Annotated in this window: 23 protein-coding genes, 1 pseudogene and 1 riboswitch; of the genes and pseudogenes, 15 read left to right on the forward strand and 9 right to left on the reverse strand. The window is 72.3% G+C overall.

The genetic code is table 11. The annotated features are described in order from the left end of the window. From HZS56_RS08660 to HZS56_RS08670, 3 genes are all read left to right on the forward strand, one after another. Nucleotides 1-492: cbb3-type cytochrome c oxidase subunit I (locus HZS56_RS08660; protein ID WP_216720118.1), on the forward strand; the 492-nt coding region annotated here is incomplete at its 5' end. Then, nucleotides 489-887, forward strand: coding sequence for a cytochrome c oxidase subunit 4 (locus HZS56_RS08665; RefSeq protein WP_216720119.1), 399 nt, complete (start codon nt 489-491; stop codon nt 885-887). The genes HZS56_RS08660 and HZS56_RS08665, both read left to right, overlap by 4 nt. A gap of 130 nt (nt 888-1017) precedes the next feature. After that, the gene (locus HZS56_RS08670; RefSeq protein WP_216720120.1) at nt 1018-2292 is read left to right on the forward strand and encodes a L,D-transpeptidase; all 1275 of its coding nucleotides are present in this window, start codon (nt 1018-1020) and stop codon (nt 2290-2292) included. 104 nt (nt 2293-2396) lie between these two features. On the opposite strand, the gene HZS56_RS08675 is transcribed toward HZS56_RS08670, so the two are convergent. After that, a complete protein-coding gene (locus tag HZS56_RS08675; protein WP_216720121.1) occupies nt 2397-2798 on the reverse strand; it encodes a response regulator in 402 nt (133 codons plus the stop codon). A gap of 208 nt (nt 2799-3006) precedes the next feature. Between HZS56_RS08675 and ctaE the strand changes: the two genes are divergently transcribed. From ctaE to HZS56_RS08705, 6 genes are all read left to right on the forward strand, one after another. Continuing rightward, entirely contained in the window at nt 3007-3627 is a 621-nt protein-coding gene (gene ctaE, locus HZS56_RS08680; RefSeq protein WP_216720122.1) for an aa3-type cytochrome oxidase subunit III, read from the forward strand. Nucleotides 3628-3692: 65 nt separating this feature from the next. Continuing rightward, complete coding sequence (gene qcrC / locus HZS56_RS08685) at nt 3693-4502, forward strand: cytochrome bc1 complex diheme cytochrome c subunit (protein WP_216720123.1); 810 nt, start codon at nt 3693-3695, stop codon at nt 4500-4502. Next, nucleotides 4499-5560: a cytochrome bc1 complex Rieske iron-sulfur subunit gene (qcrA, locus tag HZS56_RS08690; RefSeq protein ID WP_216720124.1), complete on the forward strand. Its 1062-nt coding sequence runs from the start codon at nt 4499-4501 to the stop codon at nt 5558-5560. Before qcrC ends, qcrA begins: the two co-directional genes overlap by 4 nt. Then, the gene (gene qcrB / locus HZS56_RS08695; RefSeq protein ID WP_216720125.1) at nt 5557-7191 is read left to right on the forward strand and encodes a cytochrome bc1 complex cytochrome b subunit; all 1635 of its coding nucleotides are present in this window, start codon (nt 5557-5559) and stop codon (nt 7189-7191) included. The genes qcrA and qcrB overlap by 4 nt, the downstream gene beginning before the upstream one ends. Before the next feature lie 131 nt (nt 7192-7322). Beyond that, entirely contained in the window at nt 7323-8387 is a 1065-nt protein-coding gene (gene trpD, locus HZS56_RS08700) for an anthranilate phosphoribosyltransferase (protein ID WP_216720126.1), read from the forward strand. A gap of 100 nt (nt 8388-8487) precedes the next feature. Then, nucleotides 8488-8604, forward strand: a riboswitch (SAM riboswitch). A gap of 153 nt (nt 8605-8757) precedes the next feature. After that, the gene (locus HZS56_RS08705) at nt 8758-10236 is read left to right on the forward strand and encodes an aminotransferase class V-fold PLP-dependent enzyme (RefSeq protein ID WP_253913959.1); all 1479 of its coding nucleotides are present in this window, start codon (nt 8758-8760) and stop codon (nt 10234-10236) included. Here HZS56_RS08705 and HZS56_RS08710 read toward each other — a convergent pair. The 7 genes and pseudogenes from HZS56_RS08710 to HZS56_RS08740 all read right to left on the reverse strand — a co-directional run. Further along, nucleotides 10221-11477: pseudogene (locus tag HZS56_RS08710) on the reverse strand (glycerate kinase); the annotation flags it as partial. The gene HZS56_RS08705 and the pseudogene HZS56_RS08710 overlap by 16 nt on opposite strands. A 10-nt stretch (nt 11478-11487) precedes the next feature. Further along, the gene (locus tag HZS56_RS08715; RefSeq protein ID WP_216720127.1) at nt 11488-12903 is read right to left on the reverse strand and encodes an SLC13 family permease; all 1416 of its coding nucleotides are present in this window, start codon (nt 12901-12903) and stop codon (nt 11488-11490) included. 83 nt (nt 12904-12986) lie between these two features. Beyond that, nucleotides 12987-13652, reverse strand: coding sequence for a response regulator transcription factor (locus HZS56_RS08720; protein WP_216720128.1), 666 nt, complete (start codon nt 13650-13652; stop codon nt 12987-12989). Further along, a complete protein-coding gene (locus tag HZS56_RS08725) occupies nt 13649-15013 on the reverse strand; it encodes a sensor histidine kinase (protein WP_216720203.1) in 1365 nt (454 codons plus the stop codon). Before HZS56_RS08725 ends, HZS56_RS08720 begins: the two co-directional genes overlap by 4 nt. 58 nt (nt 15014-15071) lie before the next feature. After that, a complete protein-coding gene (locus HZS56_RS08730; protein ID WP_216720204.1) occupies nt 15072-15422 on the reverse strand; it encodes a small secreted hydrophilic protein in 351 nt (116 codons plus the stop codon). A 195-nt stretch (nt 15423-15617) separates the two neighbouring features. Continuing rightward, the gene (locus HZS56_RS08735; protein ID WP_216720129.1) at nt 15618-15899 is read right to left on the reverse strand and encodes an Lrp/AsnC family transcriptional regulator; all 282 of its coding nucleotides are present in this window, start codon (nt 15897-15899) and stop codon (nt 15618-15620) included. Further along, on the reverse strand, nt 15896-16666 hold the full coding sequence (locus HZS56_RS08740; protein ID WP_374201109.1) for a rhomboid family intramembrane serine protease: 771 nt from the start codon (nt 16664-16666) through the stop codon (nt 15896-15898). Before HZS56_RS08740 ends, HZS56_RS08735 begins: the two co-directional genes overlap by 4 nt. A 178-nt stretch (nt 16667-16844) precedes the next feature. On the opposite strand from HZS56_RS08740, the gene HZS56_RS08745 reads away from it, so the two are divergent. The 5 genes from HZS56_RS08745 (at nt 16845) to HZS56_RS08765 (ending at nt 22465) form a co-directional block, all read left to right on the forward strand. Continuing rightward, the gene (locus HZS56_RS08745; RefSeq protein WP_031030820.1) at nt 16845-17084 is read left to right on the forward strand and encodes a hypothetical protein; all 240 of its coding nucleotides are present in this window, start codon (nt 16845-16847) and stop codon (nt 17082-17084) included. 62 nt (nt 17085-17146) lie between these two features. Further along, nucleotides 17147-18490, forward strand: coding sequence for an NYN domain-containing protein (locus HZS56_RS08750; RefSeq protein WP_216720130.1), 1344 nt, complete (start codon nt 17147-17149; stop codon nt 18488-18490). Between the two features lie 276 nt (nt 18491-18766). After that, a complete protein-coding gene (locus tag HZS56_RS08755; RefSeq protein ID WP_216720206.1) occupies nt 18767-19810 on the forward strand; it encodes a C40 family peptidase in 1044 nt (347 codons plus the stop codon). 247 nt (nt 19811-20057) lie between these two features. Continuing rightward, nucleotides 20058-21074, forward strand: a complete 1017-nt coding sequence (locus tag HZS56_RS08760; RefSeq protein ID WP_216720131.1) for a C40 family peptidase — start codon at nt 20058-20060, stop codon at nt 21072-21074. 197 nt (nt 21075-21271) lie between these two features. Then, nucleotides 21272-22465: a hypothetical protein gene (locus HZS56_RS08765; RefSeq protein ID WP_216720132.1), complete on the forward strand. Its 1194-nt coding sequence runs from the start codon at nt 21272-21274 to the stop codon at nt 22463-22465. Here HZS56_RS08765 and HZS56_RS08770 read toward each other — a convergent pair. Further along, nucleotides 22422-23663: a glycosyltransferase 87 family protein gene (locus HZS56_RS08770; protein WP_374201110.1), complete on the reverse strand. Its 1242-nt coding sequence runs from the start codon at nt 23661-23663 to the stop codon at nt 22422-22424. The two genes, HZS56_RS08765 and HZS56_RS08770, sit on opposite strands and share 44 nt — an antisense overlap. Before the next feature lie 221 nt (nt 23664-23884). Here HZS56_RS08770 and HZS56_RS08775 point away from each other — a divergent pair, with 221 nt between their 5' ends. Beyond that, nucleotides 23885-25027 (forward strand): glycosyltransferase family 4 protein, encoded by a 1143-nt coding sequence (locus HZS56_RS08775; protein WP_216720134.1) that lies wholly within the window; start codon nt 23885-23887, stop codon nt 25025-25027. The last annotated feature ends 24 nt before the right edge of the window (nt 25028-25051 follow it).

A 25051-nucleotide genomic window follows, 5' to 3' on the forward strand; every position in this document is an offset into this window, starting at 1 on the left:
GCCGGCTTCCACTTCTGGTGGCCGAAGTTCACCGGCAAGCTCCTCGACGAGCGCCTGGGCAAGATCACCTTCTGGACCCTGTTCGTCGGCTTCCACGGCACGTTCCTGGTCCAGCACTGGCTGGGCGCCGAGGGCATGCCGCGCCGGTACGCCGACTACCTGGCGGCCGACGGCTTCACCGCCCTGAACACGATCTCGACGATCAGCTCGTTCCTGCTCGGCATGTCGATGCTGCCGTTCTTCTACAACATCTGGAAGACGGCCAAGTACGGCAAGCCGGTCGAGGTCGACGACCCCTGGGGCTACGGCCGTTCGCTGGAGTGGGCGACCTCCTGCCCGCCGCCGCGGCACAACTTCCTCACGCTGCCGCGCATCCGCAGTGAATCCCCCGCCTTCGACCTGCATCACCCCGAGATCTCCGCGATCGACCAGCTGGAGAACGTCGGCCACGGTGAGAAGGCCCTCGCCGGCGGCAAGGAGGCCGGGAAGTGAAGATCCAGGGCAAGCTCTTCATCTGGTTGAGCGTCTTCATCCTGGCCGTCGCGATCGTCTACGGCTACTGGTCCAAGGAGCCGGCCGGCACCACGGCGCTCTTCCTGGCCTTCGGCCTGGCCATCATGATCGGCTTCTACCTGGCCTTCACGGCCGCGCGGGTGGACGCCGGGGCCCAGGACAACAAGGAGGCGGACGTCGCGGACGATGCCGGCGAGGTCGGGTTCTTCAGCCCGCACAGCTGGCAGCCGCTGGCGCTCGGCATCGGCGGCGCGCTCGCCTTCCTGGGCATCGCGGTCGGCTGGTGGCTCATGTACTTCTCGGCACCGATCCTCCTGGTCGGCCTGTTCGGCTGGGTCTTCGAGTACTACCGCGGTGAGAACCGCACCCAGTAGCACGCGCCGGACGCCAAGGGGCCCGGACACTCCGTCAGGAGCGTCCGGGCCCCTTCGTCCGCCGTACAACCTGTCACTCGTCCGGGTTACCCGCCGTGCCGTCGTTGACGTGGCTCCCTAGCGTGAGGTCATGAGCGACACGGTTCACTTCCAGGCGCGGGGGCGTACGGTCGTCGGCTGCACCCTGCTGGTGATGGCCCTCGGCGCGGGCGTCACCGCCTGCAGCAGCGACGACGACCCGCTGTCCGCCACGCCCTACGACGCGGCCGGCCAGATCTCCTTCAACGGCCCGGGGGACGCCGGGAAGAAGGCCGACCCGGACAAACCCCTGGAGGTCGTCGCCGAGGGCGCCGACGGGCGGATCACGGACGTCACGGCCATGGACGCGTCCGGCCGCTACGTCGCCGGCGAACTGTCCGCCGACGGCGCCCGCTGGCACAGCACCTCGCCCCTGGCCGCCGACGCCAGCTACACGGTGCGGGTCAGCACCGAGGACGGCGACGGGGCTCCCGGCCGCAAGGTGCTCACCTTCGACACGGGCAAGCCGGGCGCAAAGAAGACCCTGGACGTCACCTTCGGGCCCAAGGCGGGCGCGTACGGCGTCGGACAGCCCGTCACCGCGGAACTGAGCCAGCCGGTCCGGGACAAGGCCCAGCGGGCCATAGTGGAGCGCGCCCTGAAGGTCGAGTCCACGCCCGCCGTGGAGGGCGCCTGGCACTGGGTGGACGACAAGAAGCTGCACTACCGCCCCAAGGAGTACTGGCCCGCCCACGCCACCGTGCAGGTCCGCAGCACGCTCGAGGGCATCAAGGTCGGCGACCGGATGTGGGGCGGCAAGGCCAAGCCCCTGAAGCTCACGACCGACGACCGCGTCGTGGCCCTCACCGACGCCGCCGCGCACACCCTCACGGTCTATCAGGACGGCGAGGAGATCAGGCAGATCCCGGTCACCACCGGCAAGCCCGGCTTCGAGACCCGGGACGGCGTCAAGGTCGTGCTCGGCAAGGAGTCCTTCGTCCGCATGCGCAGCAGCACCGTCGGCATCGCCGAGGGCTCCTCGGAGTCCTACGACCTGCCCGTGTACTGGGCCACCCGGGTGACCTGGAGCGGAGAATACGTGCACGCCGCCCCCTGGTCCGTCGGCTCCCAGGGCATCGCCAACGTCAGCCACGGCTGCGTCGGCATGAGCACCGCCGACGCCGAGTGGTTCTTCAACGCCGTCCAGGAGGGCGACCTCGTCGAGGTCGTCAACTCCGGCGGCGACACGATGGAACCCTTCGGCAACGGCTTCGGCGACTGGAACCTGGACTGGGCGAAGTGGCGCACCGGCAGCGCCCTGACGGGCGGCACGGGCGGCACGGCGAACAACCAGGAGACGGCAAGGCTGCGACCGACGGCGGTCTGACGACGCCCGAGAGGCGCGGGGCCGTACCGGTGCGCGGCTCGCCGGGCGGGCGCGCACGGCCACGACGGTACGGCGCCCGCCGTGCGACCCGCACAACCGGACCCTCAGGCGCTCTGCAACCGCCGCTGCCGCAGCAACGCGGCGAGCGAGGACGCGAACTCCACCGGCTCCACCGGCAGCGTCACCGCCGCCTCCGCCCGGCTCCACGTCGCCAGCCACGCGTCCTGCGGCCGCGCGATCAGCAGCAGTACCGGCGGGCACTGGAAGATCTCGTCCTTGATCTGGCGGCACACGCCCATGCCCCCCATGGGCACGGCCTCCCCGTCCAGCACGCAGACGTCGATCCCGCCCCTGTCCAGCTCCTTGAGTACGGCGGCCGGGGTCGCGCACTCCACGAACTCGACCACGGGCACGTCCGGAGCCGGCCGGCGGCCGGTCGCGAGCCGCACCTGTTCGCGGGTGTTGGAGTCGTCGCTGTAGACCAGCACCGTGACGGTCGCCTGCATGCTTCCTCCGATACGCCGTGTACGCCGTGAAACCGGGGCGGGGACTGTCCAGCCCGTTGGGCCGGATGCTACTCCCTCGCCCCACTGGTCAACACCGGTTCGGACACTGCTTCGACGGGCCGTTCGATGGGCCATCCGGGCAGTACAGACAGGGGGAACACTCCGAACAGCACCCCCCGGGGTGAGGGCGGGATAAGCGACCGACATAATGTCGGTCGTGGCGACAGCAACGACAGTAGAAACCGGGCACGCGCACCCGTCGGTCAACCGGCCGAACCTCACCAGCGTCGGAACCATCATCTGGTTGAGTTCCGAGCTGATGTTCTTCGCGGCCCTCTTCGCGATGTACTTCACCCTGCGATCGGTGACCGGCCCGGACTTCTGGTCCGAGAAGGCCGACGCGCTGAACCTTCCGTTCTCCGCGACGAACACCACGATCCTGGTGCTCTCCTCCCTCACCTGCCAGCTCGGCGTGTTCGCGGCCGAGCGCGGGGACGTGAAGAAGCTCCGGATGTGGTTCATCGTCACCTTCGTGATGGGTGCGATCTTCATCGGCGGTCAGGTGTTCGAGTACACCGAGCTGGTCAAGCACGAGGGCCTCTCGCTCTCGTCCGACGCCTACGGCTCGGCGTTCTACCTGACCACCGGCTTCCACGGACTGCATGTGACGGGCGGACTGATCGCCTTCCTCTTCGTCCTGGGCCGCACCTACGCGGCCCGGAGGTTCACTCACGAGCAGGCGACCGCCGCCATCGTCGTGTCGTACTACTGGCACTTCGTCGATGTCGTCTGGATCGGCCTGTTCGCCACGATCTACCTGATCAAGTAGCCGCGGAACGCACCCGCGCAATACCAGAAGCATCGACGCAGAAGATCCTGACACCGGGGTAATCCGTGAAAAAGCTCTCCGCACGACGACGCCATCCGCTGGCGGCGCTCGTCGTCCTACTCCTCGCGCTGGCATGCACAGGGGGGCTGTACGCCGCGTTCGCACCCGCGGGCAAGGCGCAGGCCGATGAAACCGCCCAGTCTCTCGCCATCGACGAGGGCAAGAAGCTCTACGCCGTCGGCTGTGCCAGTTGCCACGGCACCGGAGGTCAGGGCACCAGCGACGGTCCGAGCCTGGTCGGCGTGGGCGCCGCGGCCGTCGACTTCCAGGTGGGCACCGGCCGCATGCCGGCCCAGCAGCCCGGCGCGCAGGTCCCGAAGAAGAAGGTCATCTACTCCCAGGCGGAGATCGACCAGCTCGCGGCCTACATCGCCTCGCTGGGCGCCGGCCCGGCCGTCCCCTCGGCGGAGAAGTACGGCCCGGAGGGCGCGGACATCGCCAACGGCGGTGAGCTCTTCCGCAACAACTGCGCCCAGTGCCACAACTTCACCGGCAAGGGCGGCGCCCTGACGCACGGCAAGTACGCGCCGAGCCTCGAGGGCGTCGACCCCAAGCACATCTACGAGGCCATGCTGACCGGCCCGCAGAACATGCCCTCCTTCCCCGACACCACGCTGTCGGAGCAGAACAAGAAGGACATCATCGCCTACCTGGACGCGGTCAACGGCGACGACACCGAGAGCCCCGGCGGTCTCAGCCTCGGCGGACTGGGCCCGGTCAGTGAGGGTCTGTTCGCCTGGGTGTTCGGACTGGGCGCGCTGATCGCCGTCGCCGTCTGGGTCGCCGCTCGGACCGCAAAGGCCAAGAAGTCATGAGTAGCCAAGACATTCCAGAAGAGAACCTGCCCGCTGAGCAGGACGCCCCGCACGGCGCGGCCGCCCGGCCCGCGGACGAGCAGCACCCGTTCGCCGACCCCGGCCTGCCGCCCCACGAGCACCGGGTCCAGGACATCGACGAGCAGGCCGCCAAGCGGTCCGAGCGCACCGTCGCCCTGCTGTTCACCCTGTCGATGCTGGCCACCATCGGCTTCATCGCCTCCTTCGTGGCGATCCCGGTCGACAAGTCGGTCTACATCTGGCCGCTCGGTCACATCAGCGCGCTGAACTTCGCGCTCGGCATGACGCTCGGCGTCGCCCTGTTCGCCATCGGCGCGGGCGCGGTCCACTGGGCCCGCACCCTGATGTCCGACGAGGAGGTCGCCGACGAGCGGCACCCGATCGAGGCGCCGCCGGAGACCCGCGCCAAGGTCCACGCGGACTTCAAGCAGGGTGCCAAGGAGTCCGTGATCGGACGCCGCAAGCTGATCCGCAACACGATGTTCGGCGCGCTCACCCTGGTGCCGCTGTCCGGCGTCGTCCTGCTGCGCGACCTCGGCCCGCTGCCCGGGACCAAGCTGCGCCACACGCTGTGGTCCAAGGGCAAGCTGCTCGTCAACATGAACACCGACGAGCCGCTGCGTCCCTCCGACGTCGCGGTGGGCTCCCTCACCTTCGCCAAGCCCGAGGGCCTGGAGGAGCACGACGAGGAGTTCATGACCGAGATCGCCAAGGCCGCCCTGATGATCATCCGGCTGGAGCCGGACGCCATCAAGGACAAGCGCGAGCTCGAGTGGTCGCACGAGGGCATCGTGGCGTACTCGAAGATCTGCACCCACGTCGGCTGCCCGATCTCCCTGTACGAGCAGCAGACGCACCACGCGCTCTGCCCCTGCCACCAGTCCACCTTCGACCTTGCCGACGGCGCCCGGGTGATCTTCGGTCCCGCCGGTCACGCCCTGCCGCAGCTGCGTATCGGCGTGAACGACGAGGGTTACCTCGAAGCGCTCGGCGACTTCGAGGAGCCCGTCGGTCCTGCATTCTGGGAGCGCGGATGAGTACTGCAGCCAACGAGACCCGCTCTCGCGGGAAGGCACCGGCCGGCGAGCGCGTCGCCGACTGGGCCGACGGCCGGCTGGGGATCTACTCCCTGGCCAAGGCCAACATGCGCAAGATCTTCCCCGACCACTGGTCGTTCATGCTGGGTGAGGTCTGCCTCTACAGCTTCGTCATCATCATCCTCACGGGTGTGTACCTGACGCTGTTCTTCCACCCGTCGATGAACGAGGTCACGTACCACGGCTCGTACGTGCCGCTGCAGGGCCAGCTGATGAGCGAGGCGTACGCCTCGACCCTGGACATCAGCTTCGACGTCCGCGGCGGTCTGCTCATCCGGCAGATCCACCACTGGGCCGCGCTGATCTTCCTGGCCGGCATGTTCGTGCACATGATGCGCGTCTTCTTCACCGGCGCGTTCCGCAAGCCGCGTGAGATCAACTGGCTGTTCGGCTTCCTGCTGCTCGTCCTCGGCATGTTCACCGGCTTCACCGGTTACTCGCTCCCGGACGACCTGCTCTCGGGCACCGGTATCCGCTTCATGGAGGGCGCGATCCTGTCCGTGCCGATCGTCGGCACGTACATCTCGTTCTTCCTCTTCGGCGGCGAGTTCCCCGGCCACGACTTCGTGGCCCGGTTCTACTCGATCCACATCCTGCTGCTGCCGGGCATCATGCTCGGCCTGGTGGTCGGCCACCTGATCCTGGTCTTCTACCACAAGCACACGCAGTTCGCGGGCCCCGGCAAGACCAACAAGAACGTGGTCGGCATGCCGCTGCTGCCGGTGTACATGGCGAAGGCCGGAGGCTTCTTCTTCCTGGTCTTCGGTGTGATCGCCGCCGTCTCGGCCATCGCCACGATCAACCCGATCTGGGCCATCGGTCCCTATCGGCCGGACCAGGTCTCCACCGGCGCGCAACCCGACTGGTACATGGGCTTCTCCGAGGGCCTGATCCGGGTGATGCCCGGCTGGGAGATCGACTTCTGGGGCCACACACTCGTCCTGGGCGTGTTCGTACCCCTGTTGATCTTCCCGCTGGTCCTGGCGTCGATCGCGGTCTATCCGTTCATCGAGTCCTGGGTCACCGGCGACAAGCGCGAGCACCACATCCTGGACCGCCCGCGCAACGCCCCGACCCGTACGGCCTTCGGTGTCGCCTGGCTGACCGTGTACTTCGTGCTGCTGATCGGTGGCGGCAACGACCTGTGGGCCACGCACTTCCACCTGTCGATCAACGCGATCACCTGGTTCGTGCGCATCGCGTTCTTCGTCGGCCCCGTCCTCGCCTTCATCGCCACCAAGCGGATCTGCCTCGGCCTCCAGCGCCGGGACAAGGAGAAGGTGCTGCACGGCCGCGAGTCGGGCATCATCAAGCGCCTGCCGCACGGTGAGTTCATCGAGGTCCACGAGCCGCTCAGCCAGGAGCAGCTGCACACCCTCACGGCCCACGAGCAGTACAAGCCGGCCGAGATCGGTCCGACCGTCGACGAGAACGGCGTCGAGCGCAAGGTCACGGGCACGCAGAAGCTCCGGGCCAAGCTCAGCGAGTCGTACTACGGCGAGGACTCGCAGATCGCCAAGCCGACCGTCGAGGAGTACAAGGAGATCACGAGCGGCCACGGCCACCACTGACCCTCCCGCGTCGCCACACCACGTCGATGGGCCCCGTCCGCCTTGCGGACGGGGCCCATCGGCATGCCCGGGGCTGGATAGGGTGGGAAGCACACTGTCCTTCCACTTCACACACGACGCAGGAGCGGCTGATGAGCGCTGTGACCCCCGCTGGAGGCGACACCGCGGCGGGCCGCTCCTGGCCCGCCCTGCTGAACGGACTGCTGGACGGCCGCGACCTCTCGGCGGACGACACCGCCTGGGCGCTGGACGTGATCATGCGCGGCGAGGCGACCGACGCGCAGATCGCCGGATTCGCGGTGGCCCTGCGGTCCAAGGGAGAGACCGTCGAGGAGATCTCCGGTCTCGTCCGCACCATGTACGAGCACGCCAAGGTGATCGACGTGCCGGGGGAGACCGTCGACATCGTCGGCACCGGCGGCGACGGCGCCAAGACGGTCAACATCTCCACCATGTCGGCGATCGTCCTGGCGGGCACGGGAGCCAAGGTCGTCAAGCACGGCAGCCGCGCCGCCTCCTCGGCGTCCGGGGCCTCCGACGTCCTGGAGAAGCTCGGCGTCAATCTGGAGCTGACGCCGAAGCGGGTGACGGAGGTCGCCGAGGAGGCCGGCATCACCTTCTGCTTCGCGGTGAGGTTCCACCCGGCGCTGCGTCACGTGGCGGCGGCCCGCGGCCAGCTCGGTATCCGCACGGTGTTCAACTTCCTGGGCCCGCTGACCAACCCCGCCCGGGTCAGGGCCCAGGCGATCGGGGTCGCCGACGCCCGGATGGCGCCGATCATCGCCGGTGTCTTCGCCGAGCGCGGCCACTCGTCCCTGGTCTTCCGCGGCGACGACGGCCTCGACGAGCTGACGACGACGTCCACCTCCCGCGTCTGGGTCGTGCGGGACGGACAGGTCACCGAGGAGGCCTTCGACCCGCGGGACGTCGGCATCGAACCGGTGCCGGTGGAGGCACTGCGCGGCGCCGACGCCTCCTACAACGCCGACGTCGCCCGCCGCCTGCTGGCCGGCGAGACGGGCCCGGTGCGGGACGCGGTGCTGCTGAACGCGGCGGCGGCCCTGGTGGCCCTGGAGCAGGGCGCAGGGAGCCTCGCCGAGCGCCTGCGGGCCGGCATGGACCGGGCGGCCGAGGCGATCGACTCGGGCGCCGCCAAGCGCGCCCTGGACCGCTGGGTGGCCGCCAGCCACGCGTAGGGCCGGTCCGACAGGCCCTGGCGGCCCCGTGTGTGACGTGCGTCCCGTGATCCGGACCCGGGTTGCGGGACGCCGGTCGCTTCCCTTAGGTTTTCCGGCAGGTCATGAGTGACAGTCATGAGGCCCCGGCCGACTGTCCGGCAACCCTCCGTCCGTGGCGGGGTGCCCCGGGTGAAGACCAGGTCGTGGACAGCAAGGTCCACGGCAAGCGCGGACCCCTCGCGGAACCAGGGGTCCTGGGTCGCCCGAGGGAGTCTTCTGTGAACCAGCGAATGCGATAGGGCCGCAGAGCCCCGCCTCCGCACGCCTTTCCTCACTTCACCTCACTTCGCAGCGCCCTGCCGCGCGCTGGTCCTCACGGGAGTCCGCCATGTCCGTACCCACCGCTGCCGTCCCCACCTCCGTCGCCGCCCCGCTGCCCGTCCTCGGCCGGGACGTCACCGTCCCGCTCGTCACCGGCGGGGAGGTCACGTACGCCGCGCTCGACTACGCCGCCAGCGCCCCCGCGCTCCAGCGGGTCTGGGACGACGTGGCCGCCTACGCCCCGTACTACGGCAGCGTGCACCGCGGGGCCGGGTACCTGTCGCAGTTGTCGACCGACCTGTTCGAGAACGCCCGGCGCACCGTCGCCCAGTTCCTCGGCTGCCGGGACGACGACCAGGTCGTCTTCACCCGCTCCACCACTGACTCCCTCAACCTCCTGGCCGGCGCGCTGCCCGCCGGCTGCCGCGTCTTCGTCTTCGAGACCGAGCACCACGCCTCGCTGCTGCCCTGGAGGGACGCGGACGTCACCTGCCTCGACGCCCCGCGCAGCCCGGCCGAGGCCGTCGAGACCCTGGAGCGCGCCCTCGCCGCCCGTACGCCGCACGGCCCCGCCCTGGTCTGTGTCACCGGCGCCTCCAACGTCACCGGCGAGCTGTGGCCGGTGCGTGAACTGGCCGCCGCCGCCCACGCGCACGGTGCCCGGATCGTGCTGGACGCCGCCCAGCTCGCCCCGCACCACCCCCTCTCGGTGAGCGACCTGGACGTGGACTGGGTCGCCTTCTCCGGGCACAAGCTGTACGCGCCCTTCGGCTCGGGTGTGCTGGCCGGGCGGGCCGACTGGCTGCGCGAGGCCGAGCCGTACCTCGCGGGCGGCGGCGCCAGCCGCAGCGTCACCCGGCGCCCCGACGGCGGCGTGGACGTGCGGTGGCACGACAGCGCCGCCCGGCACGAGGCCGGGTCGCCCAACGTGATCGGCGCCTACGCCATCGCCTCCGCCTGCAAGGCGCTCACCGAGGCCGGGTTCGACACGCTGGTCGCCCGCGAGGAGTACCTGATCAGCAGGGTGCGCGAGGGACTCGCCGACGTGCCCGAGGTGCGGGTGCTGTCCCTCTTCGGCGACGACGCGCCGCGGGTCGGGGTGCTCTCCTTCGTCGTCGACGGCTGGAACAGCTCCCACTTCGCCGCCGCCCTCTCCGCCGAGTACGGCATCGGCGTGCGCGACGGCCTCTTCTGCGCCCACCCGCTGCTGCGCACCCTGCTCGGCAGCGACCCGCAGACGCAGGGCGAGTGCGGGGCACCGGAGGCGGCGCCGGGGGAGAAGTCCCTCAACGCCGTCCGCGTGAGCTTCGGCGCGGGCACGCCGGACGAGCACGTCGAGCGGTTCGTGAGCGCGGTCAGGGAACTGGTCAGCGACGGCGCCCGCTGGAACTACCGCACCGAGGACGGCCGCTGCGTCCCCGACACGGCCTCCGCTGCGTCCGCCGGTCCCGCCTCCGCCGGTGCTGCGTCGGCCGGTGCTGCGTCGGCCGGTGCTGCGTCGGCCGGTCCCGCGTCGGCCGGTCCCGCGTCGGCCGACGCCGCCTGAGTGCCAGGCGTCCGCGCCGCCCCGCCCGGCAGCCGCGAGCCCAGCACGATCATCCGCAGGGCCCGCTCCGTGGCGTCCGTGAGCAGCTCGGCGGCGCGCACCAGCGCGTCGGACAGGGCCATCGGCGCCGGCATGATCCCGTGACAGGCGTCCACCCCCGGCACGTCGTACGCTCCCTCGCCGAGCGTGCCGGCCAGCGCCAGCACGGGCCGGCCGTGCAGTTTGGCGCGGCGGGCCACCTCGGCCGGCACCTTGCCGCGCGGCGTCTGGTGGTCCAGGGCGCCCTCGGCGGTCAGCACCAGGTCGGCCCGGGCCAGGCGGGCGTCCAGGTCGAGGTGGTCGAGGAGTACGTCGAAGCGGGGCAGCAGCCGGGCCCCGACCGCGGCGAGACCGGCGCCGAGCCCCCCGGAGGCACCGGTGCCGGGGCCGGTGCGCAGATCGGTGCCGACCACCCCGAGGTCGCGGACGAGCACGCGCGCCCAGTTCTCCAGACCGGCCGACAACTCCTCCACCTGAGCGGGTGTCGCCCCCTTCTGCGGGCCGAACACCCGGGCCACGCCCCGCTCGCCGCACAGCACGTTGAACGGGTTGCAGGCGACCAGCAGCTCGGTGTCCTTCAGCCGGGGGTCGAGCCCAGCGGGATCCACCCGGGCCAGGCGCACCAGCTCCCGTCCGCCGGGCGGCAGTTCGAAGCCGTCCGCGTCCAGCAGCCGGGCCCCGAGCGCCTGCAGCGCCCCCGCGCCCCCGTCGGAGGTGCCGGAGTCGCCGCAGCCGACCAGCACCCGCCGCACCCCGGTGTCGAGCGCGGCGCGGATCAGCTCGCCGACGCCGTACGTGGTCGTGGCGCCCGGGTCGCGCAGGGCGCGGGGGACCAGGGAGAGTCCGGCGACGGCCGCCATCTCCACCACCGCCGTGTCCACCGCCGTCCCCGGGGTGCCGAGCAGCGCGAAGTGGGTGCCGACCCGGTCGCCGACCGGGCCGGTGGCGGCCAGCTCGACGAGCCGCCCGCCGGTCGCCGCGGCCAGGGCGGTGGCCGTGCCCTCGCCGCCGTCGACCAGCGGGATCACGTCGATCCCGGCGGCCGGCAGCACCCGGCGGACACCTGCCGCGATGGCGTCGGCGGCGGCCCGGGCGGAGAGGGACTCCTTGAAACCGCTGGGCGCCACGACGACACGGTTCAGCGGAGAGGACGCAGGAGGCCCGGGGACGGGGGGTACGGGAACAGGGGGCACGCGGGTCATCGGAGCTCCTTCAGCGGGTCACGGGCACGCCGAGCAGCGGCCAGAGGGCGACGGCGAAGAACAGCACGAGCAGGGCGGTCAGCGGGGCCAGGACGGCGGACAGCCGCAGCAGGTCGCGCGGGGTGTAGGTGGGGGTGCCGGGAAGGTCGGAGAAGAGCGTGACCGGCTTGGCGGAGGCCGGGAGCGTGTGGCAGAAACCGGCCGCCGCCGTGGAGGCGAGCGCCGCGGCCACCGGGTTGACCCCGGCGCCCGCGGCGGCGGCGATCACCAGCGGGACCAGGACGGAGGAGCGGGCCGAGCGGGACTGCAGGACCAGGTGGGCCGCCGTGCTCACCGCGACCACCACGCCGAGGAAGACGACCGGGGCGACGTCCGCGGGCAGGCCCGACACCAGCCACTGCGCCGCACCGGAGTCGGCGAGCGCGACGCCCATCGCCATCGTCGCCGCCATGAACAGCAGCAGCGACCAGGGCACCGTCCTCAGCGCGTCCTTGAGCCGCACGGTGCCCAGCGCGGGGGAGGAGGCGACGACCGCGCCGATCAGCGCCACCACCGCGGGCGACACATGGTGCAGGGGCTCGCTGCACCACAGGGCCACCACCGTGGCGAGGAGCAGCGCGCAGCGCTTCTCGGCCTGCGTCCACGGGCCGGTGACCGGGCGCTCGCTGTGCCGCTGCACCTCCTCGGCGGTGATGCGGACCGGGGCCGCGCGGTCCGCGCGCCGGGTGGTCGTCAGCAGAACGGTCTCCGCGGCGAGATGGGAGGAGGCCACCGCCAGCGGCAGCCCGAGCAGCAGCCACTCGGTGAAGCCGATCCGTTCCCCGGTCGCCTCCCACAGCACGGACACCGTGATCAGATGTGCGCCCGCACCGATCAGGGTCGCCACCGCCGACAGAAGGATCACGGTCGGAAACAGCAGCGCGAGCATCACGACCAGTCGTTTCCGGTCGGCGAGTGCCTTGGCGAGGGCCAGGAACACCGGCAGCGCGAGCGCCGCCCGCCCCGAGGTGGCCGGTACCGCGAAGGCCGTGACGACCAGCGCCGCCGTCGTCAGGTGCACCAACTGCCGCACCGTGCGCGCCCCGTCCACCAGGAACGCCGCCACCCGGCCCGCGAGCCCGGTCCGCGCCACCGCAGCCGCCAGTACGAAGGCACAGATCAGCAGCCACACCGTGGCGTCCCCGAGGGTGCCGAACAGGGTGTCGCTGCTGATCACGCCGGTCGCGGTCAGCGCCAGTCCGGCGCCCAGCGCGATGTACGTGTCGTCGATCGGCGTGCCGATCCAGGCGCAGGTGGCCAGCGCGAACACGGCGAGCGTGAGGCGCGCGTCACCGCCGAGGGCGGGGAAGTTCGCCGGGACGGCCAGCAGCGCGCACAGGGAGAGCGCCACGCACAGGGTTGCCGCGAGGCGGAGGTTCAACGTCACGCCATCGAGCGTTCACGGGGGCGGTGAGCCCGCCATGAGCGTCGCATGAAGGAAACTTCACCGGCCGGGGAGCGGGGGACGCGTCACCGGGTCGGCAGCCGGTACCCCATCCCGCGCACGGTCTCCACCCGCTGCGCCCCGAGCTTCTTGCGCAGCGCCCGCACGTAGACGTCCACGATGTTGGAGCCCGGGTCGAAGTCGTAGCCCCACACGTGCGACAGGATCTGCTCGCGGGAGAGCACCTGCCCGGGATGGCGCAGGAACAACTCCAGGAGCACGAACTCACGGGCTGTCAGGTCCACGGTCCGGCCCTCGGCGCGGGCCCGGCGGGTGCGCAGGTCGAGGCTGAGCGTCCCCGACCTCAGCACCGTCACCTCCGGCGCCCCGGCCGCCGTGCGCAGCCGCAGCCGGACCCGGGCGAGCAGTTCCTCGAAGCGGAACGGCTTGGTCATCCAGTCGTCGGCGCCGCCCTCCAGGCCGGCCACCGTGTCCCGTACCGAGTCCCGTGCGGTCAGCACGATCACCGGGGTCGTCACCCGGGCCTCGCGCAGCTCGCGCAGGACCGTGAAGCCGTCCCGGCCGGGCAGCCCGATGTCCAGCACGACCAGGTCGAAGCCGCCGGTGAGGGCGTAGGCGTGGGCGGTGTCGCCGTCGGCGACCGCGGTGGTGGTGAAGCCGTTGGCGCGCAGGCCCTTCTCGACGAAGGAGGCGATGCGTTCCTCGTCCTCGACGATGAGGATGCGGTTCATGGTCGTGCCTCTTCCAGTGTGAGTACGAAGGTGGCGCCGCCGCCCTCGGTGGCGCGCAGCTCGGCCCGGCCGCCGTGGCCCTCGGCGATCGCCCGGACGATCGACAGGCCGAGCCCGGCGCCGGACCCGCGCACCCCGCGCCGTGCCGTGCCGCGCCGGAACCGTTCGAAGATCACCTCGGCGTCCTGCGGCTGGACGCCGGGTCCGCAGTCGGCGACGTACAGCTCGATGCGCGGGCCGTCGGCGCGGGAGCCCATGCGGATCCGCTGCCCGGCCGTGGTGTGCTGCACGGCGTTCTGCGCGAGCTGCACCATGGCCTGCGTGATGCGCTGCGGGTCCAGGCGCACCTCCCGGTCGGCGACCTCGGCCAGCACCCACTCGCGCTCGCCCAGGGTGCGGGCCTTGACGTAGACGTCGGCGGTGAGTTCGGCGAGCTGCACCGGCTCGGGGGTGACGAAGTCGGGGCGTTCGGCCTTGGCGAGCAGCAGCAGGTCCTCGACGATGCGGCTCATCCGGTCCAGTTCGTCGGTGACGAGGCGGACGGTCTCCTCGCGCTCCGTCGGGTCGTCGCCCATCAGCTCCAGGTGCCCGCGGACGATGGTGATCGGGGTGCGCAGTTCGTGTCCCGCGTCGTCGACGAAGCGCCGCTGGGTCGCGAAGGCGCGCTCCAGGCGGTCCAGCATGGCGTTGAACGTCCCGGCGAGGGCCGCCACGTCGTCGTGGCCGTGCACCGGGATGCGCCGGGTCAGGTCCTGCTCGGTGAGCTGGGCGGCGGTCGTGCGCACCAGCCGCACCGGCTTCAGGATGCGCCCCGCGACCACCCATGCGATGCCGGTCGTCATCAGCAGCGCGACGCCCGAGATGGCGAGCAGCACGCGGAACACCTCGTCGGCGCGCGCCTGTTCGCGTCCCGGGTGGAAGGCGACCACGAAGGCGGCCGCCGGTTCACCGCCGTACCGGGCCACGGTGACCTTGGCCCAGCGGATCTCGCCCTCGGGCCGGTGCAGGGTGCCCGTGGAGTCGGGCGAGGCGTGGATGCGGCGCCGGGCGCCGGCGTCCTCGTGCAGGGGGCGGCCGACCGGGATCTCGCGCTGCTGGATGATCTGCGTGGGCCTGCTGCCGACCTCGCCGACCAGCCCGACCAGTTCCTCGTCCAGGTCGGCGTACTGGCGCTCCAGGAAGACCCGCAGCAGCCGGCCCGGGTCGGTGAAGGGGCGGCCCGTTGCCGGGTCGAAGCCCTGCTCCTCGAAGTTGGCGAACTCCCCGGCCTCCTGCGCGAGCAGGCCGTTGATCCGCTGGTCGGTGTCGCGCAGCAGGATCGAGCGGGTGGTCGCCGCCACCGAGGCGAGCGCCACCGCCATGACCAGCAGCAGCCAGAGCAGGATGCGGACCCGGGCGGAGATCCGGCGGCGCTCCCGGTCACCCGTCGTCGCCCGCTCCGTCGTCGGCGGCCGAGTCGTCCCCGGCCCCGTCGTTGCCGGGGCCGTCGTCCCCGGGCCCGTCGTCCCCGGTGTCCCGGCTCCGGTCGTCGTCATCGTCGTCATCCGAGGGTCCGTCGGTCACCGGCGGCCGCGTCACCACCTGGTCGCTGGGCGTCGGCTCGGGCGAGGGGGAGGCGGGGGCCGGCGCCGGGGAGCCGCTGTCCAGCTCCACCTTGGACGGCACCCTGGGCTCCTGCGGGCTGTCGGTGAGGGCGAAACTGGTCGCGGCGATGCCGAGCGGGATCAGGACCACGGCCGCGAGGGCCGCCATCCGGCGGGAGAAGACCATGCCGCCGATCCTGCGCCCGGTACCCGGTGGCCGCGATGAGTCCCGCATGAAGAACTCTTCATCCGCGACGGTACGGGCAGCGCGAGAGCGGCAGCCGGCGTGCGTGCGTGCGGCGGACGGCGTGCGGTACTTCTCATCCGCGAGCGGGAGGCACGCGGTTCATCCGATGAGGGGGGGGAGCACGCCGTCACCGGTTCAGTTGTCGAGCCCGATGGCGAACGCCGCCTCCAGGTCGTGCTGCGAGTACGTGCGGAACGCCACGTGGGTGTCCGTGCCCTCCACGCCCGGGATCCGGCTGATCCGGCCGGGGATGACCTCGGCCAGGTCCTCGTGCTGGTGCACCCGCACCATCGCGATCAGGTCGTAGGTGCCGGTCACGGAGAAGACCTCGCTGACGTTCTCCAGCGCGGCGATCTGCTCCGCGATCTCGGGGATCCGGTCCACGCTGGTCTTGATGAGGACGATCGCGCTGATCACGGCTGGTTCTCTCCCTCGGGCGCCGCCACTGGAACGCCCTCAACTCTAGTCGTACGACCGAACCGCACCCAGGCGAAGACGAAGCCGAGCCCGAAGCCCACCAGGTGCGCGAGGTAGGCCACCCCCGGACCGTCGCCGGCCCGGCCCGCCGCCATCCACTGCAGGGCGGCCCAGAACGGCAGCACCAGCCACGCCGGAAAGCGCAGCGGCAGGAAGAAGAGGAAGGGGAACAGGCTGGTGACCCGGGCGTGCGGGAACAGGAAGAGGAACGCGCCCAGCACCGCCGAGATCGCCCCCGAGGCGCCGACCAGGGACTCCGGCGAGTCGGCGTTGGCGCCCGCGTAGCCGAGCAGCGCCAGGTAGCCGCAGCCGAGGTAGAACAGGGCGAACTGGAGCCGGCCCATCCGTTCCTCGGTCATCGCGCCGAAGACGTAGAGGAAGAGCATGTTGCCCAGCAGGTGCACCCAGCTGCCGTGGACGAACAGTGCCGTGGCCGGGGTGAGCGCCGACCCGGGGGAGTCCTCGAACAGTTCTGCGGGGATCACGCCCCAGCGCCGGAACCAGGCGCGCTGCGCGGCGAGCAGCTCCTCCCCGGTGCCGTACTCCGGATTGAGGCCCGCCGCCGGGCTGATCAGGAACAACACACAGCAGAGCGTGATCAGTGCGTACGTCACCGGCGCCGTCCGGCCACGCGGGGCGCGGGGCCTGCGGGGCCTTCCGCTCGTGCCGAGCCTTCTGCGCGCCGCCGTCCTCCACTGGTGGATCAGGGTCATGCACTGGTGGATCATGGTCATGAATCATGACGTAACGGGCGTACCCGCCCACAGTGCCCCGCCGCCGTGGACACGCGGGCGTCGGGTACCCGCCAGGCCGTAGGGTTACGAGCCACACGCACCGGGGGCGGCCCGGCGCGGCACCGACACCGGAAGAGAGCGAACAGCCACGATGACGGTTCCCCTGCCGACCGACACGACGCGGTGGCGCTGCACCCTCTGCGGCAACCTCACCCGCTTCGACGTGACCCGGGCCTCGAAGGTCGTCGAGTACGTGCACCTCGACCTGGCCGGAGAGCCCAAGGTCGAGGAGCGCGAGGTGCTCAGTGAGACCATCGAGTCGGTGCGGTGCCGCTGGTGCAACGCCGTGGACCAGGTGGAACTCGTGGACAGGCCGGGCGCCGCCTCCTGAGCGGAGCGGCCCCGCACCAGGCGGTCCCGGTCCGGGAACGCCGCTAGACATTGGGGTGACGGATGGTGGAGACACAGGGCGGGGAGCCGGGCGACGGCGCCGCTGAGGTGCTCGACCGCCCGCTGCCCGACGGAGTGCGCCGCAGGGTCGTGCAGATCGTGTCCGACGGCTTCGGCTCGCTCACGCTCGGCGAGCTTCCCGCGCAGCTGCGGCAGTACGCCAGATTCACCCCGAACCGCAGGACCAAGTTCGCCGGCAACGCCATGGCCGCTGCCGTGGAGACCGACCCGCTCTTCCGCGGACGCATCGCCGACAAGCTCCGCGAGGCGCAGCCGGAACTGGCCGGTGCCCTGGACGCCGGCTCCCCGCCACCGGCCGCCGACCCGCTCGACGTGGCCGCCGCGGCCTACGTGCTGCGCCCGCACGGCTGGGTGAAGCTGGTCACCGCCGCCGGCGAGGAGGCGCAGCGCGCGGACGCCGAGCGCGCCGACGACGAGAGCCGCGCGGAGCTGGAGCGGCTGCACGCGGAACTGGCCCGGGCCCGCGAGCACACCAGGGCCGAGACCGAGCGGCTGCGCACCGAGCTGGACGCCGCCCGGCGGGAGACCGAGGCGCTGCACCGCAAACTGCGCTCGGCGCTCAGCGACGTCAAGCGCGGCGAGGCGGCGCTGCGCAAGGCCCAGGCCGAGACGGACGCCGTCCGCGCCGAGGGGCAGACCCAGGTCTCCGCCGCCGAGAGCGAGACCCGGCGGCTCAAGGCCCGGCTCGGCGAGGCGGAGGCCGCCCTGGAGGCCACCCGCAAGGCCGCCCGCGAGGGCCGCAGCGTGGAGGACATGCGGGTACGGCTGCTCCTGGACACCCTGCTCGACGCCACCCAGGGGCTGCGCCGGGAGCTGGCGCTGCCACCGGTGTCCGTGCGGCCCGCCGAGACCGTGGACGCCGTCGAGCCCGGCCGGATGACGCCGAAGGACATCGCCAACCGCGCCCTGTCCGAGCACGACCCGGCCGTCCTGGACCAGTTGCTCGCGCTGCCCCAGGCCCACCTGGTCGTCGACGGCTACAACGTCACCAAGACCGGCTATCCGCAGATGCCGCTGGAGAAGCAGCGGCTGCGGCTCCTCGGCCAGCTGTCCCAGCTCGCCGCGCAGACCGGCGCCGAGACCACCTGTGTCTTCGACGGGGCCGAACTGGCGGCGCCCGTGCTGCTCGCGCCGCCGCGCGGGGTGCGGGTGCTGTTCTCGAAGGCCGGTGTGACCGCCGACGAGCTGATCCGCCAGCTGGTGCGGGCCGAACCGCCGGGCCGCCCGGTCATCGTCGTCTCCACCGACCGCGAGGTGGCCGACGGCGTGGCGCGCGCGGGCGCACGCCCGGTGGCGTCCGTGGTGCTCCTCAAGCGGCTCTCCTAGTTCCCCCTCTTTCTCGCCTTTCTCTCGTTTCTCGCCTTTCTTGCCCCCCTCTTCCCTTGCGTACCAACCGCAACGTAGGCGCTCAATGCCGGAATTGACGGATCCGTCACGCAACGTAGCGTCAGGCAAGAGTCACTGCAGGTGAGTTGTGGTAAAGAACGCACTGGGCAACCGGGATTTTTCCGCGGAGGGGTTTGAACTGATCACACATGCATCACTACTGTCACCCATCGAACCCTCGCACGGGTGATCCCTCTCAAGAAGGAGCTCGTCTCCGTGGCGTCCCACCGTCGTCCCAAGCAGCCGAGCCGCACGCGCGTGACCGTGCTCACCACCGCTGCTGCCGCCGCAGTCGCTCTCTCCTCCCAGGCCGCCAACGCCGCCCCGAGCGAGAAGCCGAGCAAGGACGAGGTCAAGGCCAAGGTCGACAAGCTCTACGAGGAGGCCGAGCAGGCCACCGAGAAGTACAACGGCGCCAAGGAGAAGCAGGAGAAACTCCAGAAGGAGGTCTCCACGATCCAGGACAACGTCGCCCGCGGCCAGGAGGACCTCAACGCGCTGCGCGACGGTCTCGGTTCGATGGCCAGCGCCCAGTACCGCTCCGGCGGCATCGACCCCTCCCTCCAGCTCTTCCTCTCCGCCGACCCGGACAACTACCTGGACAAGGCCTCCACCCTCGACCAGTTGAGCGGTCAGCAGGTCGAGGCCCTGAAGAAGATCCAGGAGAAACAGCGCGAACTCTCCCAGCAGCGCTCCGAGGCCTCCGAGAAGCTCAAGGACCTCTCCGCCACCCGCACCGAACTGGGCAACAAGAAGAAGCAGGTCCAGGGCAAGCTCTCCGAGGCGCAGAAGCTGCTCAACACGCTCACCGCGCAGGAACGGGCGGCGCTCAAGAAGGAAGAGGCGCAGCGCGCCACCCGCGCCGGGGAGCGCGCGCAGCTCGGCGGTTCCGGCACGCCCGCCTCCGGCCGTGCCGCCGCCGCCTTCGCCGCCGCGCAGAGCAAGATCGGCACGCCGTACGTCTACGGGGCCACCGGCCCGTCCTCCTTCGACTGCTCGGGCCTGACCTCCTGGGCCTACGCCCAGGCCGGCGTCGGCATCCCGCGCACCTCCGAGGCGCAGACCGGCGCGGGCACCCGCATCTCCTCGATGGGCGACCTCCAGGTCGGCGACCTGGTGTTCTTCTTCAACGACCTGCACCACGTGGGCCTGTACGCGGGCAACGGCCAGGTCCTGCACGCCCCGCGCACCGGCACGGTCGTGCGCTACGAGTCGATGAGCACCATCGGCGGCCCGTTCATGTTCGGCGTACGGGTCTGATCCCGGGCGCCGCGTCGCCTCGCCTCCCGCCCACTCCGTCCGGCGTCCCGTTCGCGGAAGTCGCCCTTCCGTACCGCCCGTTCGGGCGAATCACTCCCTCGGCTTCTGAACCCTCACCCCGCCCGTGACCTGCGTCGGCGGCGGGGCGCCGGGCCGTGCGCGGCCTCCGGGGTCGTTGGCCGGTGCCCCGCCGCGGGTTACTGTCTGCCGCGTTTCCCGTCCGCCAGCGGAAGGAGTGCGGCTTCCCGTGGGGTCCCATCGCCGCCTTGCACCGTCCGGGTTCGACCGCGGCTCCACCGCCGCCGTCGGCCTGCTCTCCGTCACCGCCGCAGTCCTGGGCGCCGTACCGGCCACCGCCTCCCCGCACGAGGACCGGCGGGCGGAGGTGGACCGCCTCTACACCGAGGCGGAGCAGGCGACCGAGGCCTACAACAAGGCCGACGCGCGCACCGACGCGCTCCGCAAGGAGGTCGACACCGCGCAGGACTCCATCGCCCGCCGGCAGCAGCACGTCAACACCCTGCGGGACGCGCTCGGTTCACTGGCCGGCGCCCAGTACCGCTCCGGCGGCATCGACCCCTCGCTGGCCCTGCTGCTCTCCGCACAGCCGGACGACTACCTCGACCGCGCCTCCGTGCTCGACCGGGTCACCACCCGGCAGGCGGGTGAGCTGAGGGAGCTCCAGCAGGCCGTGCGCGACCTCTCCCAGGAGCGTGCCGAGGCCGCCCGGAAGCTCGCCGAGCTGGAGAAGGGCCGCAAGGCCGTCGCCGCCCACAAGAAGACCGTGGAGCGCAAGCTCGCCGAGGCCCGCCGGCTGCTCAACGCCCTGCCGGACGAGGAACGCGCCGACCGGGGCCGGGCCTCCCGCTCCGGCCGCGAGGACCTCACCGGCCTCGCCGGAGCCGCCGCCCCCGCCTCCGGCCGGGCCGCGGCCGCCCTCGCCGCCGCCCGCTCCGCCCTCGGCAAGCCGTACATCTGGGGCGCCAACGGGCCCTCCGGCTTCGACTGTTCGGGCCTGACCCAGTGGTCGTACGCCCAGGCCGGGGTGGGCCTGCCGCGCACCTCGCAGGCGCAGTCCGGCACCGGCCGGCGGGTGTCCCTGGCCGAAGCGCGTCCCGGCGACCTCGTGGCCTACCGGGACGACGCCAGCCACATCGGGATGTACGCCGGGAACGGCCAGGTCATCCACGCGCCCCGCCCCGGCGCACCGGTGCGCTACGACCCGGTCGGCATGATGCCGATCTCCTCGGTCAACCGGGTCTGAGCCGGGTCTGAGCCGGGACTGAACCGGGTCTGAACCGGTCCGACCGGCCCGGCGCTCACGGGTGCACACGTCCCGTACCCGCGCAGCGCCGGCCGGCCCCGTGACCGCCCGCCGGTGCGGTGCTCGTCGGCCTTGGTGGCCCCGCGCCCGTGCAGTGCCCGCTGACCCCGGGGCCCCGCGCCCGTACGATCGGGAAGGTGGCTGGTCGAAGGCGGGTGTCGGGTTCCCCGGTGGTGGCGCTGTGCCTGCTGCTCGTCGCCCTCGTGGGCTGCGGCGGCAGAACCGGTGCCGACCCGGTGCGGACCGACGTGCAGCGGCTGCTGGACCGGCGCGCGGCGGCCGTCCTCGCGCACGACGCGGCCGCCTACGCGCGCACCGGCACCGGAACCGGCTTCGGCAACCTGACCGCGATACCGCTGGCCGAGTGGTCCTACCGGGTGAGCGGAGTGGACCGCACCGGCGACTCGGCCACCGCCCGGGTCGAGCTGCGCTACCGCGTCGAGGGCTACGACCGGGGCGCCGTCGCCACCGCGCGCACCGTGCGGCTGAGCCGGGACGGCACCGGCGGACCGTGGGCCGTCGACTCGGAGCGGCCCGCGAAGGAGTCCGGCCAGCAACCCTGGGACCAGGGCACCGTCCAGGTCGTCCGGGGCACCCGCAGCCTGGTGCTCGGCGTCGGACAGACCACCGCCGCCCTGCGCGGCTACGCCGGCCTCGCCGACCGGGCGGTGCCCGCGGTGTCCGACGCCTGGGACGGCGACTGGGCCCGCCGGGTCGTCGTGGTCGTCCCCCGGTCCGTGGAGGGCATGGCCGGACTGCTCGGCTCGCCCGCCTCGTCCTACCGGGGCATCGCCGCCGTCACCACCGGCGAGACCGGTGGCCGGGAGCACGCACCGGCGGACCGGGTCATCGTCAACCCCGACGCCTACGGGCTCCTCGGCGACCTCGGCAAGCAGGTCGTGCTCACCCACGAGACCACCCACGTCGCCACCCGCGCCGACACCACCTCCGCCACCCCGCTGTGGCTCTCCGAGGGCTACGCCGACTGGGTCGGCTACCGCGACACCGCGCGCGGCTCCGCCCAGTCCGCGCCGGAGCTGACCCGGGCGGTCTCCGAGGGCGGCGTCCCCGACCGGCTGCCCACGGACGACGACTTCGGCTTCACCGCCGACGCGGACGCGCTGGCCCAGGCCTACGAGAGCGGCTGGCTGGCCTGCCGCATGATCGCCGGGCAGTGGGGCGAGGACCGGCTGAACGCCTTCTACCGCGCCGTGGGCGCCCACGACGAGCGGGCGGGAGCGGTCGAGGAGGCGATGGACGAGGTGCTGGGGACGACCCCGGAGGAGTTCACGCGGCGGTGGCAGGACTATCTGCGGACGGAGCTCGGCTGACCCCCGCTCCGGGCGCCCCGGACGCGCTGCCGGCCGGCCCGCGCCGTACCGTGTCGCGCCACAGGGCGCGGGCCCCGGCGAGAGCGGCGGCCACCAGCAGGCCGTTGCGCACCACCAGGAGCCCGATGCCCAGGGGCGTGCTCGCCACGACGTCGGTGAACAGGAGGGGGAACTCCAGCACCGTCACCAGGCTCGCCGCCAGCACCAGTGCCACCGGCACCCGCATCCGGCTCGCCCGGAAGCACCGGCAGACCGCCCCCAGACCCACCAGCCACACCAGGTACTGCGGGCTGATCACCCGGCTCGTGACCGTGAACATCAGCACCGCCACGAAGGCCGCGTCCGCCGCCGTGTGCGCCGTGAACCGCGGCACCGGCGACCGCGCGGCCAGCACCCGCCACAGCAGCAGCCAGCCGAACGCCACCGCGCTCAGCGCCACCGATGCCGTGCCCACCGTGTCCACGTGCGGGCCCAGGAACTCCATCGAGCCGTAGTTCAGCAGCACCCCGCCGTCCCAGCCGAAGTGCCGGGCGACGTGGAAGACCAGCGCCCCCAGCGACTCCACCTCGACGCCGCGCTCGCGCTGGAACGTCAGGAACGCGAACGCCCCGGGCATCGTCACGGCGAACAGCGCGGCCAGCGCGCCCCCGCCCACCGCCGCGGCCACCCACGGCCGCCGTCCGCGCATCCCGACCAGCACCAGTGCCGGCCAGACCTTCAGCAGCGCCCCGACCGCCGCCAGCGCGCCCGCGACCCGCGGGTGCCGGCCCGCGGCGAGCAGCGCGGCCACCGCGACGCCGGTGACCATCACGTCGTAGCGGGCGTACACCGTCGGCCCCAGCAGCGGCACGCCCACCACCCACACCCACGCCCCGCGCGACGAGCGCCCGGACCCGCGCCCCGCGTGCCACAGCAGGGCCAGGACCGCCGCGTCCACGGCACAGGCCAGCACGAAGAAGGCCGTCGCGTACTCCAGGAAGGGCAGCAGGGCGGGGGAGAGGACCGCGAAGGCCGCGGCCGGCGGGTACTGCCAGGTGACGTCCTTGAGCGGAAACGTTCCGGTGCGCAGGATCTCGTACCAGTCCCGGTAGATCACCGACACGTCGCTCGTCACGTCCGGACCGGGGAAGACCAGCACCTTCAGCACCAACAGCAACAGCAGCAGCCGGGTGGCACCCCAGACCGCCGCGAGCCACACCGGCGACCGCCCCGTCTCCCTCGCCACCACGCGTACTCCTGCCCGTGCGCCCGTCTGCCCGTACGTCCACCTGCGCGTCCGTGTGCCGGTACGTCCGGCTGTGTGTCCGTATGCCCGTCCGTCCGTCTGCCGTGCGGCCATGATGACCCGGACGTCTGTGCGCGTGCCACAGGAAGCCGCCGGGCCCGGAGGCGTGGCGCCGGTTCGGTAGGGTCGGCGGCGTGCGCAAGACCTTGATCGTGACGAACGACTTCCCGCCCCGGCCGGGCGGCATCCAGTCCTTCCTGCACAACATGGCGCTGCGCCTGGACCCCGAGCGGATCGTCGTCTACGCCTCCACCTGGAAGCGGAGCCGCGAGGGCGTGGAGGCCACCGCCGCCTTCGACGCCGAGCAGCCCTTCACCGTCGTACGGGACCGCACGACGATGCTGCTCCCGACCCCCGGCGCGACCCGGCGGGCGGCCGGACTGCTGCGCGAGCACGGCTGCACGTCGGTGTGGTTCGGCGCGGCGGCGCCCCTCGGCCTGATGGCCCCCGCGCTGCGGAAGGCGGGCGCCGAGCGCCTCGTCGCCACCACCCACGGCCACGAGGCGGGCTGGGCCCAGCTGCCCGCGGCCCGGCAACTCCTGCGCCGGATCGGGGAGTCGACGGACACCATCACCTACCTCGGCGAGTACACGCGCTCCCGCATCGCGGGCGCCCTCACGCCCGCGGCGGCCGCCCGGATGGTCCAACTGCCGCCCGGCGTCGACGAGAAGACCTTCCACCCGGGCAGCGGCGGTGACGAGGTGCGCGCCCGTCTCGGACTCACCGAACGCCCCGTCGTCGTGTGCGTGTCACGTCTGGTGCCGCGCAAGGGCCAGGACACCCTGATCAGGGCGATGCCCCGGGTCCTGGCCGCCGAGCCGGACGCCGTCCTGCTGATCGTCGGCGGCGGCCCCTACGAGAAGGACCTGCGCCGCCTGGCCCACGACACCGGCGTCGCCGCCTCCGTCCGCTTCACCGGCGCCGTGCCCTGGCCGGAACTGCCCGCGCACTTCGGCGCCGGCGACGTCTTCGCCATGCCCTGCCGCACCCGCCGGGGCGGCCTCGACGTGGAGGGACTCGGCATCGTCTACCTGGAGGCCTCGGCGACGGGCCTGCCCGTCGTCGCCGGCGACTCGGGCGGCGCGCCGGACGCGGTACTCGACGGCGAGACGGGATGGGTGGTGCGGGGCGGCGACCCGGACGAGTCCGCCGACCGCATCACGACGCTCCTCGCCGACCCGGAACTCCGCCGGAGGATGGGCGGACGGGGCAGGACCTGGGTCGAGGAGAAGTGGCGCTGGGACCTGCTGGCAGAGCACTTGAGGGCTTTGCTGTAAACACGGGGCGTGCTGTCAGCGCGG

The organism is Streptomyces mayonensis (assembly GCF_018982965.1).
Taxonomy (GTDB): domain Bacteria; phylum Actinomycetota; class Actinomycetes; order Streptomycetales; family Streptomycetaceae; genus Streptomyces; species Streptomyces mayonensis.